The following is a 19,300-nucleotide window of genomic DNA, read 5'->3' as shown; positions in this document are numbered from 1 at the left end:
ATACTACTACTTCGTCATAAACGTCCAGGTCACCTTTTTATCATAGCCAAAAGGTTTACCGTTTGCCGGAGCGCTCATGGATCTGTTAGCACTTTTTAATTCCACTTTGTTATATGCTCCTTTCTCAAAGTTGAATGTAGTACCATCATCGTCATACAACGTAAATGTGCCGGGCGCGGTGCCATATACCCTTACTTCCAGTGGCAATACCTCTCCTGCTTTCGGAGCCTGCCTGCGGGCAGGGACCATAGGGACCAGCCCTCCATCGCGAACAAATAAAGGGATTTTCTCCAGCTCTGCCTGTACGGTGATCACCTGGTTCTCCCCTGCAAGTTTACCGGTATAGAAATCATACCATTTACCCGCCGGCAGATATACTTTGCGGCTTTTTTCTCCTGCAAATACAGGCGCTACTAATATGTTATCCCCCATCATATACTGATCCTTGAGATCAGACTTTGTTTTTGCTTCATAGGGGTTTAGTGTGGCATCCAGTTTGCCGGCAGTGACCTGTGGCGCATAAGCAAAACCGTCTACCAGGTTCATAGAACGGAAAGGTGGTTTGCCTTCAAAGTGGTATTGTGCGAAAGTAGAATAGAGGTAAGGCAACAGGCGCATCCGCAAAGTGGCTACTTCCTGCACGGCTTTTTCCACTTCAGGGAAAGACCATGGTTTAGTACCATCTGCCCATGCATTCAGCATAGCCATGGGGGAAAAGCAAACGGACTGCATCCTCCTCACCCATTCTTCAGCAGATTTGGAAGCACGTACTTCCGGTGTCCATAACACACCGATGAAGCTGCTGTTCACTAAAGCCGTGATGAAATCAGGATGGGAATAGTAATCGTTGTAGATCACATAAGGCAGGTTACTGGCGCCTGCATTGGAAGCACGTACCAATCCGTATGTACGCTGATTCTGTTCACGGTACCACTCATCCGTCATCTTCTGCATTTGCAGGCCATAGATCTGGCGCATCTGCTCAGCGGAAGTACCGGAAGGAAAAGTAGCTACATCCGGCCATAACCATTTATCATAACCATCGTTCTCATCCATTTTATATCCGCTAACGCCAAGGGATATATGGTTTTTGATAAAATGCTCTTTGAAGATATTACGTGCTTCAGGAATGGTAAAGTCTGTTACGATCCCGTTCCACACTGTATGAGAACCGGAGAAAGGTTTCACTTTTGGATACAGCGAGCTCTTGGGGGATACATAAGGATTGAGCCAGAGATTAGCCCTGATACCTTTCTGCAGCAGGCTGTTGATAAAACCTTTTGGATCAGGGAAACGGGTAGCATCCCATTCAAAAGTGCAGGGGTAAGCCATGGAATGCCATCCCGGCTCCACGCCTATAAAATCCAGGGGGAAATTATGCGCTTCGAATTCGTTGGCCTCCCGGAGGATATCGCTTTGAGAATATAAGGTAGGTACCCGTTGTGTAAAGCCCAGCCCCCATTTGGGAGGCAGGTATCCACCCCCGTTAAAGAGGTTGTATCGTTGTACGGCATTCATGGCTGTGGGGCCGCCGAAGATATAGATGTCCACACCGGAAGCCGGTACCAGGATCTCCACGGCATCTGAGTATGGAGAGGAATCCCAGTTCTTATTGGTATTGCGGTCCATTAGTTCAGGAGGATTTTTGCTATCCACCCTTACTGCGGAACCTGCATATACGGTAATATACCGCGCTGCATCGATCAATACGCCATAACCACGGGAAGACACATAAAAGGGTACCGGCGCATGTGTGCGGCCATCGTCTTTTCCACCATAATGGTCCATGTGCAACTGGCTCACACGGCCACGCTGTGCAACCGTTTTAAAGTTCAGGCCCAGGCCGAACAATTCTTCTTCTTTTACCAGCGGAAACTTCAGGTAAACCTTACCATCCACCACCCGGCTGGTGATCTCATCTTTTGCCAGGGGGAACTGTGCAGCAGGTAATTGCTGCAATGCATTTTTAGCAGGGGTGACATTGGCCACACTCAGCAAGGTGATCTTCTCCGGCACACCGGCAGTAGCTTTCCAGATCCCCGGCTCTACTTCTTTCCATTGTAATTGCGCATTTGCGTTGGCGGTGAAAAAACTCAGGCATACCAGGATAACGAATGATCTTAACATAATTTTCATATTCGTGGATACAATGGGGCAAAAGTTAGCAAGAATTTCCACGAAACCTATGTTTTGGCAATATTCAGGTATGAAACGATAAAATACTGTTGCTGGCAGCCATGGCTACCCGGTAAAACTCATATCCTTTTTCCGCCCTTTCCGGTATGTAGCGCTTGCGGTAATCTTCCGCGCCAAGGTCTTCTTTCAGTTCCAGGTGATATTTGGCGAGGTAGGCAGGTAACTGTTCCGGCGCAAAACCAAAGGTCCAGCGTTCTTCTATCTGCTCCAGGTCTTTCAGCAATTTCTCTGCGCCGAAGAACTGTTCCGGGGTGTTTAAAACGCCCTGGTGTACATAGGTGAAGATCACAAAAGATCCCGGGGCAAAGCGGGATGCGAAAGCAAAGGTGGCATCGATGGCTGCAGCATCGAGGTAATTGGTCACGCCTTCCCATATAATGGTGGTGGGCAGGCTGAAATCGAAAGAGAAAGCGTCTAAGGTTTGCTGGTTGAAATCCAGCTGGTAATAGGTGATATGTTCCGGCAGTTTTCCCAATTGTTGTGCAACGATGGCCATCTTTTCCTTAGCGGTATTGGGATGGTCTACTTCTATCACTTTCAGTGGCTTTAAAAAAGGTAAGCGGATGCCCCGTGTATCGAATCCTGCCCCCAGGATGATCACCTGCTGCACACCCTGGCTGACGGTGCTTTCCAGCAGATCGTCTATATAGCGGGTACGGGCAAGGCCTGAGGAATAAGCGCCTGGTATTTTACGCTGAATGATACCCCGGATGATATTTCGTACAAAAGGAATACCTGATAAACGGGTGGCCATTTTAAGGCCGCCGCTCAGGAAGGAAAATGCATAAGGGTCTGTGAACAAACGTTGATAAGCAGGACGGCCATATTCCAATGCACGGAATAAGGCCATGTATTGCGCCGTTTTACTGGCTGCGGTTGCTTTCATTTATATTTTGGTGCTGTTGACGGGTTGTTTTACATCAGGGTTCACCTGGTAACTCAGCACTTCCCCATTCTCCAGTAATTCCACCACGCGGTAGCCGGTATAAGGCGTTCCCCAGTTACCACAGATATGCGAATCCCAGAAATAGTGTTTGCCATTTTTCTCTTTCACACTATCCTCTATATGATCATGCCCATGGAATACACCCTTTAAGTTCTGCTGTGCGGAAAACATCTCTATCAGCTCAGGGCAGTCGATGCCATGCTCCGTCCACTTTACAGGGGTGATGTGCATGAATACGAAAAGCTGCTTTTTATGCTTGTATCTTTCGAGTTGTTCTTTCGTCCAGTTCAGGTCCGGGCAGATATATTTTCCTTTGATGTCTGCTGTGTTGAGGATCAGGAAGGCGGTATCATCCACTTCAAATGCATGGTGCCAGGCAATGCCCCAGGTCTGTTGCCAGATCTCCTCTTCCACCATATCGTGATTACCATGCGAAACGTAATAAGGCATGGATAAGCCGTCCCAGGTGGTTTTAGCTTCCGGCAGGAATTTAGGATCGTTGTGGAACACGTCTCCATTGATCACGGAGAAGTCCAGGCCGCGGCGGCTTCGTTCTTTATTCAGGTGCTGCACCATCTTTTTATGGTTATCAAAGTAGGTGGTTTTCTCCTGGCCGTAGTGGCCATCTGAGGCCAGGGCAAAACGAAGTTTCACCTTTCGTTTATCGGGCAGGATAAAACTGTCTGCAGCAAAAGATTGCAGTGTATTGCCGGCACCGATCAATACGATGCCTTTCAATGTGTTCTTGAGGAAGGTTCTCCGGGTAAGCATAGGGTTTAAAGTTAATTAACTTTTTAATTCCCCGGGAGGATATCCGAAATGTCTTTTAAAGGCTTTGGTAAAATTATGTGCTTCGCTGTAACCGAGGTCGAAGGCCAGGTCTCCGATGGTAATGCCGCCATCCAGCAGGAGGCGTTTGGCATGGTTCATTTTCAGTTCATTCAGGTACCCGAACACGGTTGTACCAAATAGTTCCTTGAAGCCCTTTTTCAGCTTAAAATCATTCAAACCGGCGGCCCTGGCTACCTGTTGCAGGCTAATGGCCTCAAACATATTCAGCTTAACGAACTGCCGGGCATTATGCAGTTTATCGATATCTGCGGGTTTGATCATGAGGGGCTTGCGGCCCATATAACTTTCCGCCTGCTCTGCCTGCAGCATAAAAAGCTCCATGATCCGGGCCTCAAAATAGAGTTCCCGCAGGTGACCGGTATAATTACAGTTAAACAGGTCTAACAACACTGCTTTCTGACGGGAGGAAATGGGGAGTGGATAAGGAGAAAGAGCAGCCGGCAAGCCTTTTTGCATCTTATCAGCTAAGCGCTGGAGGCAATCCAGCTCATTGGACAGCAGCCGTTCAAAGAAGGGCAGTTCCAGCTCAATGCCCAGGTTATGGTTGAAGGAAGATTCTACCAGGTAATAACCATCGAAATGAGGTTTATAGCCCATTACATGCTGGTTGGAGCTGAGCCGTAACGCTTCTCCTTCTGTAGGATAAGCGCCGCTGACGCCTTCTATGGAAAAATACATGCCTACGCTGGGGCGCTTATCCTGTTCCACATAGCGGACAGGTTTTTGCTGGCGGCTTTTAGCAGTGAATACATGAGCGTTCTTCAATCGGAGTTCTAACATACTGATATGCGCTTCTGCGCCTCTGTCATCCACATATAAAACTTCAGGCAGCATTGTATTACTCATAAGTTCAAATTTATGCATTGGCTTTAGCACCGCAAAGCACCAGTTGACCAATGCCGGTCATCATTTTTCAAATGCGTTTAAGCAAAGGAACAAGGGGTGGATGACAACCTTATGTCAGCAGTAATTCCTTATATAAAAGATAAAGCGTCCAGCTGTTTGCGGTAGTCGAACTGGAGGTCTTCGTGCTGGGCCTCAATGGCCTTTTCTATTTTGCGGAGCTGCTGGAGGTAAATGTTGTTCAGTTGTACGCTGTAATCGATCTGGAGGCCGGAGCGGCGCATCTTTTCACAGAAGAAAAGCAACAGTTCTATCTCTGCCTGTTTTGACCCGGTGAACCGGATATGTTTGGTGGTGAAACGCAGGATCTTCCGCAGTGTTTTTTTGGCGTGGTATAAGTGGGTAGTGGCCAGGCCATCAAATTCAACACTGATGTGTTCCTTAACGGAGGTAATATAGCCATCCAGGCTGTGTGCTTCAAACAGCAGGTAGGTTAACAGTTCTTTACTGTCCTTTTTGAATTTAGCAAGGCGCAGGCATAGTTCCACCAGCTCTGCCGGTGGCAGGCTGCCTAATTCCTTTTTCAGTTCCGTGATGGTGGCTGTTTTCATTCTCCCTCGTAAAAGTCTATCAGGCTGCCAAAATACGCTTCATTCCAACCTTCCACGATGTTGTCGTAATCTTCATCGGGAATGTTGGAATGTTTTAGTTCTGCGGAGGTACCTTTTTTATGAGGATGTAAAATGATGGTAACGATAGAAGGTTCTTCCTGGTCGAAATACCATTGCTGCACAATCTTCCTGCCCTTTTCGAATTCCAGGTTCTTACCGGAGATACTGCCTTCCCATAAAGAGAACTCAGAGCCGGGTTCTGTGCTCATTTCTGCTACTTCGCCGGTCCATAGCTGAATAGTGGCGGGCAGCGTTAATGCCAGGTATACCTCTTCGGGAGGCGCTGTAATAATAAAATGCTTTTTATAATCCTTCATAAGGCGCAAATCTACCTAAAAAATCATGCTTCTGCTATCAGCTGAATACCTGTTTTGGTAAAAGTGATCTTTTGCTGTTTATATAAATTGCCGGTGGTCATTTTGAAGGTTTTCTTACTCATACCAAAGAAGGCAACGATCTCTTCGGGGTCTGATTTATCATGGTAAGGGAGGTAACCGTTGTTTTCATGCAGCAGGCGGAGGATCCTGGAGGATTCATCTTCCACCTTCTTAAATCCGGCCTGGCCCGGCACTACATCTATCCTGTTTTCGGATTTAATAGCTTTTACAAATCCTTTCAGCTTATCGCCGATATCGTATGGTTTAAACTGGTCTGCAAAATGCAGTACGCCGGTGTGCAGCTTGTTGATGATGGTCACAAAACCGATATCGCTGCGGCGGTAAATGATCAGGTCTACCACGTCCTTTTCCTTTACGGTAAGGGTTTCGTTGCTGAGGTACTGATCTATTTTTTCTGTTGCGGCAACGCGGCCCGTCATTTCATCGATGTAGATCTTTACGAGGTATTCCTGCCCTTTGAGCATTTTGCTCAGCTGCTGGGAAAGCGGCACGAAAAGGTCTTTTACCAGGCCCCAGTCCAGGAAAGCACCCTGTGGGGTGATGTCTACTGCTTTGAGGAGCACAATATCTCCCGCCACGCCGTAGGGCCTGTCTGTTGTAGCGATCAGGCGGTTTTCAGAGTCGTGGTACAGGAAAACTTCTATTTCATCGTCTACACGGGTTCCTTTGGGCACATATCTTTTAGGAAGCAGTATTTCCAGGTTATCTCCTCCGTCCAGGAACACCCCGAAATCTGTTTCCTTCTTTACTTTCAAATGATTGTATGCGCCTATGCTGATCATGCTTTTTTTGCGAAGGTACAATAAAAAAACAGGGCAAAACAGCACATATACCGGATTTACACATTCGTAAATTGGTAACCGTCAATTTAAATTATATTAACGAGTGGTTAATTAGGTGTAATAGATATTTAGTTATATCTTCGCAACCATATTTTTATAATACAATACACAAATGGAACAAAAATTCACCGGAACTGTAAAGTTCTTCAATGAGACAAAAGGTTTTGGCTTCATCAAGCATGATGAATCTTCTAAAGAAACTTTTGTACACGTAAATGGTCTCGTTCACGAGATCCAGCAAGATGACCGCGTAGAGTTCGAATTGCAGGAAGGAAGAAAAGGCATGAACGCTGTAAATGTTAGACGTATAGATTAAGCTTGCTTAATATCGTTTTACAGGGCTGGTCTCAAGACCAGCCCTTTTTTATTACATAAACCGCTTCAGGTCTGCCCTGTTGAAGGTCCATTCCGGCGTAAGAAGCTCTCCCTCACCTGCTGCTTCATACCAGGGGCTTTGCCCGGAAGCGGGATTCCTGAGGATATGGATATCCTGCGCGGGCATATAACTTTGTGCCAGCAGGAAGATCTTCTGCCCTGTTTTATTGACGGCTACGTCCATTACGATCACGGCATGGCCCGGGGAACCTCCCTGGATGAATACATCTCCCGGCAATATATTATTTACCGACTGTAATTCTCTGCTGAGGGACAGTGTGCCCGCATAGGAGAATACAAACTCCAGGTACTGGCCAAAGATGGTCCTGTTCTCTGCTGCTGTTGCTATGCGGCTGCGTTTCAATTTTCCGTTGCGGAGTACAAAACGGTCTCCTTTTGCCCAGCCGGCATAGTCCATTTCCGTGCCGTCGGTTGCTTTGAACTTTATCTTACCAAGTTCCTTATTAGCATACAGGTATTCTGCGTAGAGCCGCATAACGGCATCGGCGCATTGCTGGAGGTCTTTCTTTCCTACGGAGATGTCCAGCACGGCAAATTGGGCGGACTGGTTGGCTTTTTTATTGCCGTTATAGAGGTAAACGGTATTGTTCTTTTTAAGGGGAACTTTCCGGAGCCAGGCACCGAAAGAACCTTCCTGTTGCGGAACGCGGGCGTAACCGGCCGGTAACGGGAGGTCCCGGACTGTTTGTGCAGAGAGCGGGTGGGCGCAAAAAAGGGCTGCGATGAGGATGTACTTTTTCAAAGGAAGCAGTTTTACATCCAGATGCGATGCCTTCTTTTTTCCATAAAAAACGCTAACTTAATCCTGTCAACCAATTCAGTTATGAAACATACGCTAACACTATCCGCAAAAGAATTAGCGGGCTCATTGTTATTGACCTGGCTTAAGGCACCCTGCAACTTACTTGCACCCGTTAAGAACCGCATCTCTTTAATCCTGTTCTGCGGAGGATTCAGTTTCCTTTTCATGTACATCTTTTCCCCCTTTAACATGAACCAATGGTACGAAGGCGGCCCGCAAACTGTAACAGGCGTTTTCGGCATCTTCTCCCTATGCGGCGTAACAGGGTTAACCCTCTCCCAATTCGGACTGATCCGCTTCAAAGGCAATAAACCCCTCAGCCATTTACAATTCATCGCCTGGTTCCTCGGAGAAGCCATGCTGATCGCCATCATCGTAAACATTGTGAATGTTTCCATGCACGACTATCTCCAATATTCCTGGTCGGAATACACAGATACATTGAAATATGCTTTCGGCGTAATGGTCCTTCCCTATTCCATGGCAATGGGATGGTTTTATGTAGGTCAGCTGAAGAACCAGACCACAGAAAAAGAAAAAGATTCAGCCCTGCACATCCGGGACGAATATGATAAGCTCACCCTTACCCTCGCTCCTTCCAATCTATTATTACTGAAAGCAGAAGATAACTATGTACATATTTTCTACCTCAACGGAACGGTAGTTAAAAAAGAACTCATCAGGAGCTCTCTCAAAAAACTGGAACCCCAGCTTTCCGGTCTCGGCTTTTCCCGATCGCACCGTTCTTATATGGTCAACTTATCCCGGGTGATCCTTTTTAAGAAAAATGCAAAAGGGCATTACCTGCTGATAGATGGATTAGAGGATGTGACCATTCCGGTATCCACTTCTTATCTCTCCGATTTCCTGCAGCGGTTCACCCCTGCCTGCTGATTTTCACCCCGCAGGCTCCTTCCTTCACCCCAAAGCCCCGCTGAACGTAGGGCAATATCCCCTATTTGCCTAATATCGCCTTACCACAATTTCCCTGCCCATGCATAAACTGATGCTACTCTCTATCTGCGCTATGCTCACTGCCCTCACCTCACTGCAAGCGCAGGAGGTGATCTCCGGAACGGTCCGGAACAGTGTTACCAAAGAAGTAATACCTGCGGTTTCCGTAGTGGCAAAGAACACCCCCAACGGAGATTATTCGAGTGACCAGGGGCACTTCCGTTTCACCACCAAATCGAAGTTTCCTGTAACCCTCGTTTTTTCCTCCCTGGGATTTAAAACAAAAGAAATTGAAATATCCTCTGCCAAACCCTTGCAGGTTGAATTAACGCCCACCACCATCCTGGGGACGGAGGTGGTGGTATCCGCCAGCAGGAATGTGCAGCGCAAAATAGAATCGCCGGTAACGATTGAAAGGATCGATAATAAAGACATCATCAATTCTCCCCAGACCAATTATTACAACATGCTCCAGGGGCTGAAAGGTGTTGATATCACTACCTCCAGCCTCACCTTCACCACCATCACCACCCGTGGTTTCAATACCAGCGGCAACACCAATTTCACACAGATCGTGGATGGAATGGACAATTCTGCTCCCGGCCTTAACTTTCCCCTGGGTGCCGCCATTGGTTTAACGGAACTGGATGTGGACAACCTGGAAGTATTATCCGGCGCCTCTTCCGCATTATATGGTTCCCGCGGATTGAACGGTACCCTTGTGATGACGGGTAAAGATCCCTTCAAATACCAGGGGCTCAGCGTACAGATCACCCAGGGCGTGAACCATGTTAAAAAAGGCAAAGGCAACGACCCTATGGGGCCGCAGCCCTATTACGACTGGACCCTCCGCTGGGCAAAAAAGGTAAATGAGAAACTGGCCTTCAAATTCAACCTGCAATACACCATGGCCAAAGAATGGATGGCCAATGATACCTCTAACACCAATGGCCCCGGCTCACGATATACAGATCCTAATTACAACGGGGTGAACTCCTATGGCAGCAAAACCTCGGTAGATATCAATCCCTTCCTGCAGGCAGCCCTGGCCGGCGATCCTTCCCTGGCCCCTATTATAGATCCGCTGCTGGAGAAACCTTCCAATTACGTTTCCCGCACGGGTTATGCAGAATATGGTTACCTGAGCGATGAGGCCAAACTGCTGAAGCTGAATGCAGAAGTACGTTATAAAATAAAGCCCAAACTGGAAGCCATCATTTCCGGCACATACGGGCAGGGCAATTCCGTATACAGTAACGATACCCGCTATGCCCTGACCAATTTCCGGCTGGGGCAGTACCGGGTGGAACTGAAAGCAGAACACTGGTTCCTCAGGGGATATACCTCCCGCGAAAACTCCGGTAACACCATCATCGCCAGCCCCACGGCGCAGCTGCTGAACGAAGCCTGGAAGCCCAGCTTTGATCCCTCCACCATGGATGGCTGGTATCCCCAGTATACCGGCGCTTTATTGCAAGCCCTCGCCACAGGCAGTTCGCTGAACGATGCGCACCTGGCCGCCAGGAGTTTTGCTGACCAGGGCAGGCCGGCTGCCGGCAGCGCCCGGTTTAACCACTTAAAAGACAGTATTGCAGGCATCCCTACTTCCCGGGGCGGCACACTCTTCCAGGACAGGAGCAAATTGTACAACGCAGAATTCCAGTACAATCTTTCCCATTTTATTAAGGTAATAGATGTGATCGCAGGATTGAACTACCGCCTGTTCCGGCTGGATTCAAAAGGTACGCTGTTCCCCGATACAGATGGGCCGATAGATGTAGCAGAGTATAGTGCTTATGCACACCTTGCCAAAAAACTGATCGATAATAAACTGAGATTAGGTGCGGCCTTCCGTTATGATAAAAATACCCTGTTCAGCAAACCCCGGATCACCTCCCGCCTGTCTGGCGTGGTGGAAGTGGCAAAAGAGAACTTCCTGCGTTTCTCTTATCAAAATGCATACAGCTTCCCCTCCAATATCCAGTCCCTGCAAAGCACGCTGGTGGATTATAACAGCTTTGCCTCCGGCGGCTCTGCCAGGTTACTGTATGGAGAATACGGGTTTGATAAATACCCGGCCTACACTTTAACCAGTGTGCAGGAATACCAGCAAAGCAATGATCCTTCCAAACTGGAAAAGTTCCGGTTGAGTGATATAAAACCGCAGTCCGTAGACGCATTTGAGCTGGGCTATTCTGCCCTGATCTCAAATGTGGTATTGATAGACGTACTGGGTTATTATTCCACCTGGAAGAATTTCATCGGGTATGTGAATGTGGCCAATACGCCCGGAACGGAGGATGTGACGGCTTTTAAGGACAGGAGTAAATATATTGCCTATAATATTGCTTACAATGGCGCAGAAACGGTGAACACTTATGGTTACGCTGCGAGTGTAAGCGTTGATCTTTCCCGTAACTTTGGTGCAAAGGCGAACTTCTCTTCAGACTTCTTAAAGAACAGGAATAATAGCCAGATCAATAATTTCAATACCCCGAACTGGAAATTCAACGTAGAATTCGGTAACAGCGGATTCGGCAAACAACAGAAGCTCTCTTTCAATACCAGCCTGCGGTATAAGCCGGCTTACTTTTATTCGATCGGGTTCGGCAGCGGCACTATCCCTGCCAATGTGGTGCTGGACGCACAGTTCAGTTACAAACTGATCAAAGCACATTCAAAGATCAAAATAGGGGCTACGAACCTCACCAACAGGTATTATTATACAGGTTTCGGCAGTCCCGCTATCGGAGGAGTCTATTATGTCACTTTTGCTTATAATGTATTCTAAAAACACACGTCTTATGAAAAGGTATCTATCCATGCTGATTGTTATCCTGGCCGCCGCCTGTTCAGCACCTAAACCTCCGGGAGACTATAAAACCATGCTCAGCTTTGGCCCCGGGGAAGAAGCCAAGATCCTGGAAGCCTTCCTGTCGCTGACAGACAGCAGCAGTATTGAATTGAAAGAAGGGCTGTACAAATTCGATAACCTCAGCCTGGTGCAATTGAAACATATCAGCATCAAAGGTGCAGGGCCGGACAAAACCATCCTTGACTTCTCCGGCCAAACCCAGGGCGGCGAAGGTATCAGGGTATCAGAGGTAAAGGACTTCTCCATTTCCGGCATCACCTTAAGGGAATCCAAAGGAGACCTGCTGAAAATAAATAAAAGCGAAAACGTACGCATTACAGACCTGCATACCGTATGGAAAGCCATGGATTCCAGCAATGGCGGTTACGGCATCTATCCCGTGTTATGTAACGACGTATTGATCGAAAACTGTTATGCTGAAGGCGCATCTGATGCGGGCATCTATGTAGGGCAAACCAATAAAGCCGTAGTTAAGAATTGTAAGGCTTATAAAAATGTGGCGGGCTGTGAAATAGAGAACACTACCCATGCGGAAGTATTCGACAATGAATTCTATGGCAACACTTCCGGCTTCCTGATCTTTGACCTGCCGGACCTTTCCCAGCGGGGCGGGCATGTAAAAGCTTACAACAATTACATACACGATAATAATGAAAGGAACTTCGCCAAATCCGGCAGCTTTGGTACTACCTGGGGTGTGGGTAATGCAGCACCCGGCAGTGGTGTGATCATCCAGGCCACTTCTGATATTGAGCTGTATAATAACCGCATCGTTAATAACAATTCCAGTGCTATCATTATAGTATCGGGCTTCTTTGTGGACAGTAAAGCAGGTGAAAAGATCAAAGCCAGCTACTTCCCTGTTTCAAAGAACATCTACATACATGATAACACATTGGAAATGGGACCCGGTTTCCCTGAACCCGTATTTGCACACCATACCGGCAAGATCCTCGTAGCCATCGAACAGCAATTGAATCAGCAGGATGCTTCACGTAAAGGAGCACGCATCCCTTTGATCCTGTATGATGGCATTTCTACGAACGTGATCACGAAGGAACAAAAAATAAACCCGGATTCCATCTGCATCAAACAAACAGGCAACAATCTTTTTGTGAATGCGGACGCATTGAACATCGGCACAAAAAACTGGCGTCCGGGTACGGACATGACGGCATTTAGTTGTAAATAGAAAAGCGGAATGAAGCGATTGATCCTTATCAGTATTGTATTATGGGGTTGCGGTCAACCTCAGCAGCCTAAACAGGCTTTCGAATTTAAAGAGAAATTATCCGATTACGGTTTCTTTACAGGAGAACTGAAAACACTGACCGCAGCAGGCGGTGTGCAGCATTACGAACTCAGCACACCGCTGTTCACGGACTATGCGCTGAAGGACCGCTTTATTGTACTGCCCGCAGGAAAGAGCATGCAGTACAGGGATTCCGGCACACTGGATTTTCCTGACTCTACCTTCATCATTAAGAACTTCGCGTATAACGATACGGCTCATGTTAAAACACTGATCGAAACCCGTTTGTTATTCAAAGATCCCTTTGATCAACGCTGGAAGGTGATGAACTATCTCTGGAATGCGGAACAAACGGAAGCCGTTAAATGGATCACCGGGAAGAAAGTACCCATCACCCTGTTGGACGATCGGCAGCAAAGGGTTACTACGGTTTACCAGGTGCCGAATACCAATGATTGTAAAAGATGCCATTCCAACAACGGGGAACTGCTGCCTATCGGGCCTAAAGCCCGCAATCTCCATGCGCATTTACAACAGTGGGCAAGCAATGGCTCCCTGAAAGGTATGCCCGCTCTTGCCCGGGTACCGGTACTGCCGGACTGGAAAGACAGTGTACACTATACCGTAGCCCAACGGGCACGTGCCTACCTGGATGTAAATTGTGCGCATTGCCATACTAAAGGCGGGGATGCCTATAATACCGGCTTATTTCTTGAATACGAACAAAAAGACCCTGCACATCTTGGTTTCCTGAAAGGCCCTGTATCTGCGGGTGGCGGGGCAGGCGGACTCGATTACGACATCCTTCCCGGGAATGCTGACCAGTCTATCCTCGCTTACCGGATGAACAGTACAGAACCGGGCACGGCTATGCCTGAGCTGGCCAGAACATTGGTCCATAAGGAAGGGGTTGCGCTGATCAGAACATGGATAGATCAATTGCCACGAAATCAGTAATTTCGGGTAATTTCTTTCCTGACATGCAGCAACTACTCATTGATTTTTCAGGCAATATGCCTGATGGACTACAAATCGATTCGGCTTTGTCGTTTAAGCCGTTCATAACTTTCCTGCACAAAAGGATCAAAGAAGAAAAAACGGTAAAGGCAGACTTCTTCAAAAATGTATTGGAAAAGTTTGAAGCCGCCAGGCTCCCGGATGAACTGAGCATAGAACAATTCTATGCCCATGCGGACCTGCTGGAATACTTCTATGCTACGGTATCTCCCATGTCCTCTTCGGAAGAAGAAACCCTGTGGGCACTCTGGGTGCCGGTGCAACCTATCATCATCTATGGTACGGAGGCTTTCTATACGGTGCTGCAAAGCCGTAAAACATCCCTGAATAATAAAACCTTAGAGGATTATAAGAAAGAAAGGATAGACATGGTCTACTCCTACATCCTGAAAAAATTCTATAATTACCACTCACCATTAAAACACGAACAATACAACGCATACCAGAACGAAGAAACAGGGCTGTTCCAATACTACACCGTTCATATCAACACGGATTTTATTGAAGCTACTGCCAAAGGCCCTTTGCCGGAACTTAATTTTGGCAAACTGCATGCACACATAGCACAGAACACCAGCTCCCAATACCTGGAAGACATCTTACCCCTGGAACTCTTTCAGTTCAGGGGTATCTCTGTTTCTACGATCCAAGACGTAACAGCCGAAAAAGCGATCGACAATATCACCAAGATCAGGCTGAACCGTACGGCGGAAACAGATGATGTGGTGTATAAGAACGTGATCCAGTCCCTCAAAACCCTGGTGTGCAGCAGCAAGATAGAGTTCGACCTGTTCCCTTTTGTGCGGGTGAACGGCAAAATGGTGTATGGCTTCGGACGTGGTGGTACGGGCATACTGTATAAAACCTGGGGAGACCAAACACTTACGCCTGAACACTTCCAGCGCCAGGCATCTCACTATGCAGCGAATCCCAACTCTTTTTTTTCGCCGGATGTGGCAAAGGAAAGTATCCGGGAATTCAGCTTTCTGCAAACCTTTGTCAATGACGGCGTACGCTCTCTCGCGTTGATCCCTGTATTTCACAATGGCGTACTGGTAGGTGTATTGGCCATGCATACCTGGGCACCGGATTCCTTTGATGAAAAAACATTCGCGAAACTGGAACCGGCTATCCCTGCCATTGCTCAACTGATGCAGATCTACATCGATGAATTCAACCTGGAAATTGAGAACATCATCAAGGAAAAGTTCACTTCCATTCAGCCTGCTGTGCAGTGGAAGTTCAATGAGATAGCCTGGGAATACCTGTATCGCAGAAAGAAAGATGCTTCCATTACAGAAACGGCGCCTATCCGCTTTACCGATGTATATCCGCTCTATGGCGCTATAGACATCCGCAATTCTACTGTAGAAAGGAACCTGGCCATCCAGGCAGACCTGGAGCACCAGCTCATGCAGCTCCTCGGCCTCTTCACGGAAGCCCAGGCTGTTCAGCGCTCTTCCCTGTTGGACGGGATGGTCTTCACCTGTAAAACATGGCTGCAGAAAGTAGCAGGAGAACAGCTCACCACTACAGAAGAAGGTGATATCACTTATTTCCTGCAGGCGGAATCTGTAGAATACCTGCAGCACCTTTCCCGCCAGGAACCGAAGCTGAAGGAACGTATTGAAAGTTATGTAAAGAACATCGCTGAGGTAACAGATTCCAACAAACATGCGCTGGACCAGTCTATGACCCTGTTAAATAATACCATTAATAATTACCTGGAATCAGAACAGGAGCAATTGCAAAAAGGTTACCCCTGTTATTTTGAGAAGTTCAGAACGGACGGGATAGAATATGATATTTACATTGGTCAATCCATTGCACCGGAACAGCCATTCTCTCATTTTCATCTGAAGAGCATCCGGTTATGGCAACTTACCTCCATGGCAGCTATTGCACGCATCACCAGGTCCCTGCTGCCTTCTATGCCCAAGGCCCTGCGTACTACACAACTGATCTTCCTGCATAACAACACCATTGATATCAGTTTCAGAACAGATGAAAGGAAGTTTGATGTGGAAGGAGCTTATAACATCCGTTATGAGATGATCAAAAAGCGGATCGACAAAGTGCATATCAGGGATACGGAGGAAAGATTAACACAACCGGATACAATAGCGCTGATCTATTTTAATGATAAGGATGTGGAAGATTACCTGCCTTATATTCATTACCTGCAGGAAGAAAAGGTACTGGATACGGAGATCGAAGAGCTGAAGCTGGAAGACCTGCAGGGGTTAACGGGGTTGAAGGCCCTGAGGGTAACGGTATTGCCGGAGTAAAAGAATAACCACCATAAACAAACGGGGCTGCCTCTTGCTGAGGCAGCCCCGTTTATATTCAGTAAACCCGCAGGCTTATGGTATCAACTATTTTTCAGGCACCAGTACGGCCCTGAAATAGTCAGCGCCGCCCAGGTATTTCTGTGCTGCAGCTTTAACGCTCTCAGGGGTTACCTGCTCAAGCCGTTCGTTTTGTTTCAGCACGCTTAAAGGATCTTCGTTGTTGCGGAATTTGCTGGTGAGGTAGGACAGCCAGAAATTGTTCTCCCTCAGGCTAACTTCCATAGCCCTTCTGCTTTCTGCTTTGAACTTCTCCACATCTACCGCGGTAGCGCCTTCTTTCTTGATCTTCTCAATTTCATCCAGCGCCGCAGCGATCAGCTTATCCACATTTGCAGTAGCGCAGCTGAAAGAGATCTGCAGGTTGTAGTACGGGCTGGGCAGTTTCTCATAGGAAACACCCACATTCGGGCTGTACACACCACTCTCCTTCTCACGTAAACGCTCCAGTACTTTAAACTCCAGGATATCGCTCAATGCACTCAGCTGCAGATTGTTCTCCGGTGAATACTGGTAATCGTTGTGGAAGTACAGTTTCACCTGTGCTTTATCTTCAATACCTTTTTTCACAGTTCTTTCTACTTTACCGCTTAATGGTTTGATACCACGGTCGATGTATTTTTCTGTATGGTTAGCCGCAGGTAATCCACCCAGGTAGGTTTCCAGTAATGGCTTGATCTTGTCCACTTCAAAGTTCCCTACAAATACAAAGGTTTGTCCGCTGGCATCAGCGAAGCGGGCCTTGTAGAAGTCAAAGGACTTATCCAGGGAAATGGCATCGAGTTCTGCAGGAGTTGGTTTTCTTTCACGGATGCTGTTGGAAGAGAGTACGGCAGTGATGGTATCGCCATACACACTTTCCGGGTTATCGTCTGCATTCTGCAGCATCACCTTGTAATCGTCCAGGTTCTTTTTGAACACTACAGGATCTTTACGGGGATTGGTAGCACGGGCATATACCAGCTGCAAGGCTGTTTCCAGGTCTTTGGGAGAAGCGCTGCCGCTAAAGCCCTGGTGCAGATCGCCAATGTAAGCGCCGGCACTGGCAGTGGAACCGGCCAATAACTTCCTTAACTGTGTGTTATCAAATTCGCCGATACCATCGCCGGCAATATTGCTGGCGTAGTTCATGGCCAGGTATTCCTTATCGTCCGCCAGGGAAGTGCCGCCTTCTCCAAAAGAAGAGAACAGGATCTGGTCGTTCTTGAAAGTGGTGGGTTTCAGGTATACTTTTACACCATTGGATAAAGTGAGTTTGGTTACATCGATACCTTCGATCTTTTCTTCGCTCACTACTTTACCAGCCACCGGTTTTTTCTCCAGCAGCGGTTTATCCACTTTATTCTCTACGTATGCAGTAACACCTTTGCCGGCGCCCTGAACAGTGGCCAGCAATTGTGCTTCCGTAGGTAATTTTTCTTTTTCTTTCTCAGGCGCCTGTATAACGATCATCATATTCTCAGGCTTGATCATCTCCTTCGCTTTTTTGTTCACATCTTCCAGTGTGATCTCACCCAGGAGGCGTTTCACCATTTCATAACGGTAGGTAGCGGCCGGGATGGGGCTGCCTTGCAGGAAGTTGCTGAGGTAAGCCTGTACGTAGGAGTTAGAAGGTGTTTTGTCCTTCTCTCTGAAAGACTTTTCATTCCCTGCTTCCAGGTTCTTCTTTACAATGTCCAGCTCAGAAGCGGTAAAGCCGAACTGGCTCATGCGTTCTGCCTCCGTCATTACACCACCTAATGCTTTGGTAAGCTCATCCCCGGATTTGGCAACCGCTACAACGCTGGTTGCTTCCAGGCCAGGGATCAGGCCTCCCTGGTAGGCGCCATAGGAAAACTGGCCTTCCACGAAAGGCGCGGTGCCTTTTTGTTTCAGTTCATTAATGCGGTTGCCCATCATGTTATTGATCATACCATTAATGATACCGGCTTTCACCTCCGCAGTTGTTTTGCCAACAGAACCGTGGTGACGGATCATTACAACAGCTACGTTGTAAGGGAATTCTTTATCCGTTACGATCTTTACCAGCGGCTCCTTGTTATCCGGCATATTATATTTAACAACTGGTTTAGGGTTGGCAGGGTTCTTCAGCGGGCTGAAGTTTTCTTTGATCATCGCTTCCACCTGTGCAACATCAAAATCACCTACCGCAATAACCCCTTGCAGGTTAGGACGGTACCAGTCTTTATAGAACTGTTTGATCTCGTTATGTTTAAAGTTCTGGATAATATCCAGTTTACCGATAGGGATGCGTTCTGCATAACGGGAACCTTTCAGGAGTACCGGCAACAGTTCTTTCTGAATACGGGATTGCGCATTCTTGCCCCGCTGGCGGTCTTCTTCCACGATCACCCCTCTTTCATTGTCAATTTCACTATCCTCCATGGTTACGTATCCAGCCCAGTTGGCCAGGATCTTAAAGCCGTTCTTGAACAGTGCGGCGCTATCTGTAGGAATAGGCAGCTGGTATACCGTTTGATCAAAAGCAGTAAAGGCATTCAGGTCTGCCCCAAACTTCACACCGGCCTTCTGCAGGTAGTTGATCAGTTCATTTTTGGGAAAGTCTTTAGTACCGTTAAAGGCCATGTGCTCCGTGAAGTGAGCCAGCCCTTGCTGAGCGTCGGTTTCCATCAGGGAACCTGCTTTTAAGGCCATATAGAGCACAGCCCTGTTCTTAGGCTCTGTATTCTTACGGATATAGTAGGTGAGGCCGTTGGCCAGCTTGCCGATCTTTACATCGGGGTCGTCAGGGATAACATCTCCTGTTTTCTTTACTACCGGCGCGGCCTTTTTCTGCGCCAGGGCGGGTTGCTCCCATAAAGAAAAAACGCTTGTGGTAGCAAGCGCAAGCAATAGAACTCTTCTTTTCATATACTGAAATGGTGGTTTGGGAGTAAATATAAGGTAA

At 47.5% G+C, this 19,300-nt stretch carries 15 protein-coding genes; 6 read left to right on the top strand and 9 right to left on the bottom strand.

Annotated features, from left to right (window positions below; translation table 11 throughout):
* Positions 1 to 6: 6 nt before the first annotated feature.
* From BUR42_RS03685 to BUR42_RS03655, 7 genes are all read right to left on the bottom strand, one after another.
* A complete protein-coding gene (locus tag BUR42_RS03685; RefSeq protein WP_143197327.1) occupies positions 7 to 2,127 on the bottom strand; it encodes a TIM-barrel domain-containing protein in 2,121 nt (706 codons plus the stop codon).
* A 73-nt stretch (positions 2,128 to 2,200) separates the two neighbouring features.
* Positions 2,201 to 3,082 carry a class I SAM-dependent methyltransferase gene (locus BUR42_RS03680; RefSeq protein ID WP_074237930.1) on the bottom strand — a complete coding sequence of 294 codons (882 nt, stop codon included), beginning with the start codon at positions 3,080 to 3,082 and terminating at the stop codon, positions 2,201 to 2,203.
* Entirely contained in the window at positions 3,083 to 3,913 is an 831-nt protein-coding gene (locus tag BUR42_RS03675) for a metallophosphoesterase family protein (protein WP_074237928.1), read from the bottom strand. It lies immediately after the preceding gene.
* Positions 3,914 to 3,928: 15 nt separating this feature from the next.
* Complete coding sequence (locus BUR42_RS03670) at positions 3,929 to 4,840, bottom strand: helix-turn-helix transcriptional regulator (protein WP_159442211.1); 912 nt, start codon at positions 4,838 to 4,840, stop codon at positions 3,929 to 3,931.
* A gap of 128 nt (positions 4,841 to 4,968) precedes the next feature.
* Positions 4,969 to 5,448: a hypothetical protein gene (locus tag BUR42_RS03665; RefSeq protein ID WP_074237925.1), complete on the bottom strand. Its 480-nt coding sequence runs from the start codon at positions 5,446 to 5,448 to the stop codon at positions 4,969 to 4,971.
* Entirely contained in the window at positions 5,445 to 5,825 is a 381-nt protein-coding gene (locus BUR42_RS03660) for an SRPBCC domain-containing protein (RefSeq protein ID WP_074237923.1), read from the bottom strand. Before BUR42_RS03660 ends, BUR42_RS03665 begins: the two co-directional genes overlap by 4 nt.
* Positions 5,826 to 5,848: 23 nt before the next feature.
* Positions 5,849 to 6,688, bottom strand: a complete 840-nt coding sequence (locus BUR42_RS03655; RefSeq protein WP_074237921.1) for a CvfB family protein — start codon at positions 6,686 to 6,688, stop codon at positions 5,849 to 5,851.
* 172 nt (positions 6,689 to 6,860) lie between these two features.
* Here BUR42_RS03655 and BUR42_RS03650 point away from each other — a divergent pair, with 172 nt between their 5' ends.
* A complete protein-coding gene (locus BUR42_RS03650; RefSeq protein ID WP_074237919.1) occupies positions 6,861 to 7,064 on the top strand; it encodes a cold-shock protein in 204 nt (67 codons plus the stop codon).
* A gap of 51 nt (positions 7,065 to 7,115) precedes the next feature.
* Here the strand turns inward: BUR42_RS03650 and BUR42_RS03645 are convergent, their stop codons facing one another.
* The gene (locus BUR42_RS03645) at positions 7,116 to 7,886 is read right to left on the bottom strand and encodes a DUF4846 domain-containing protein (protein WP_074237918.1); all 771 of its coding nucleotides are present in this window, start codon (positions 7,884 to 7,886) and stop codon (positions 7,116 to 7,118) included.
* 81 nt (positions 7,887 to 7,967) lie between these two features.
* On the opposite strand from BUR42_RS03645, the gene BUR42_RS03635 reads away from it, so the two are divergent.
* The 5 genes from BUR42_RS03635 (at position 7,968) to BUR42_RS03615 (ending at position 16,332) form a co-directional block, all read left to right on the top strand.
* Positions 7,968 to 8,840 carry a LytR/AlgR family response regulator transcription factor gene (locus BUR42_RS03635; RefSeq protein WP_159442210.1) on the top strand — a complete coding sequence of 291 codons (873 nt, stop codon included), beginning with the start codon at positions 7,968 to 7,970 and terminating at the stop codon, positions 8,838 to 8,840.
* Positions 8,841 to 8,940: 100 nt separating this feature from the next.
* A complete protein-coding gene (locus tag BUR42_RS03630) occupies positions 8,941 to 11,691 on the top strand; it encodes a carboxypeptidase-like regulatory domain-containing protein (RefSeq protein WP_074237913.1) in 2,751 nt (916 codons plus the stop codon).
* Between the two features lie 13 nt (positions 11,692 to 11,704).
* Entirely contained in the window at positions 11,705 to 12,967 is a 1,263-nt protein-coding gene (locus tag BUR42_RS03625; RefSeq protein ID WP_159442209.1) for a parallel beta-helix domain-containing protein, read from the top strand.
* A gap of 9 nt (positions 12,968 to 12,976) precedes the next feature.
* Complete coding sequence (locus tag BUR42_RS03620; RefSeq protein ID WP_074237911.1) at positions 12,977 to 13,984, top strand: SO2930 family diheme c-type cytochrome; 1,008 nt, start codon at positions 12,977 to 12,979, stop codon at positions 13,982 to 13,984.
* Positions 13,985 to 14,007: 23 nt separating this feature from the next.
* Positions 14,008 to 16,332 (top strand): GAF domain-containing protein, encoded by a 2,325-nt coding sequence (locus BUR42_RS03615; protein ID WP_074237909.1) that lies wholly within the window; start codon positions 14,008 to 14,010, stop codon positions 16,330 to 16,332.
* 87 nt (positions 16,333 to 16,419) lie between these two features.
* Here BUR42_RS03615 and BUR42_RS03610 read toward each other — a convergent pair whose 3' ends face one another.
* Positions 16,420 to 19,263, bottom strand: a complete 2,844-nt coding sequence (locus BUR42_RS03610) for a M16 family metallopeptidase (RefSeq protein ID WP_074237908.1) — start codon at positions 19,261 to 19,263, stop codon at positions 16,420 to 16,422.
* Positions 19,264 to 19,300: the final 37 nt, after the last annotated feature.

This window comes from Chitinophaga niabensis (genome assembly GCF_900129465.1).
Lineage (GTDB): Bacteria > Bacteroidota > Bacteroidia > Chitinophagales > Chitinophagaceae > Chitinophaga > Chitinophaga niabensis.
This window is presented reverse-complemented; position numbering and strand designations above follow the sequence as displayed.

What these genes read in the sequence shown, in the direction of transcription:
- BUR42_RS03685 (WP_143197327.1), bottom strand. Translation starts at nt 2,127, where the DNA reads ATGTTAAGATCATTCGTTATCCTGGTATGCCTGAGTTTTTTCACCGCC.
- BUR42_RS03680 (WP_074237930.1), bottom strand. Translation starts at nt 3,082, where the DNA reads ATGAAAGCAACCGCAGCCAGTAAAACGGCGCAATACATGGCCTTATTC.
- BUR42_RS03675 (WP_074237928.1), bottom strand. Translation starts at nt 3,913, where the DNA reads ATGCTTACCCGGAGAACCTTCCTCAAGAACACATTGAAAGGCATCGTA.
- BUR42_RS03670 (WP_159442211.1), bottom strand. Translation starts at nt 4,840, where the DNA reads ATGAGTAATACAATGCTGCCTGAAGTTTTATATGTGGATGACAGAGGC.
- BUR42_RS03665 (WP_074237925.1), bottom strand. Translation starts at nt 5,448, where the DNA reads ATGAAAACAGCCACCATCACGGAACTGAAAAAGGAATTAGGCAGCCTG.
- BUR42_RS03660 (WP_074237923.1), bottom strand. Translation starts at nt 5,825, where the DNA reads ATGAAGGATTATAAAAAGCATTTTATTATTACAGCGCCTCCCGAAGAG.
- BUR42_RS03655 (WP_074237921.1), bottom strand. Translation starts at nt 6,688, where the DNA reads ATGATCAGCATAGGCGCATACAATCATTTGAAAGTAAAGAAGGAAACA.
- BUR42_RS03650 (WP_074237919.1), top strand. Translation starts at nt 6,861, where the DNA reads ATGGAACAAAAATTCACCGGAACTGTAAAGTTCTTCAATGAGACAAAA.
- BUR42_RS03635 (WP_159442210.1), top strand. Translation starts at nt 7,968, where the DNA reads ATGAAACATACGCTAACACTATCCGCAAAAGAATTAGCGGGCTCATTG.
- BUR42_RS03630 (WP_074237913.1), top strand. Translation starts at nt 8,941, where the DNA reads ATGCATAAACTGATGCTACTCTCTATCTGCGCTATGCTCACTGCCCTC.
- BUR42_RS03625 (WP_159442209.1), top strand. Translation starts at nt 11,705, where the DNA reads ATGAAAAGGTATCTATCCATGCTGATTGTTATCCTGGCCGCCGCCTGT.
- BUR42_RS03620 (WP_074237911.1), top strand. Translation starts at nt 12,977, where the DNA reads ATGAAGCGATTGATCCTTATCAGTATTGTATTATGGGGTTGCGGTCAA.
- BUR42_RS03615 (WP_074237909.1), top strand. Translation starts at nt 14,008, where the DNA reads ATGCAGCAACTACTCATTGATTTTTCAGGCAATATGCCTGATGGACTA.
- BUR42_RS03610 (WP_074237908.1), bottom strand. Translation starts at nt 19,263, where the DNA reads ATGAAAAGAAGAGTTCTATTGCTTGCGCTTGCTACCACAAGCGTTTTT.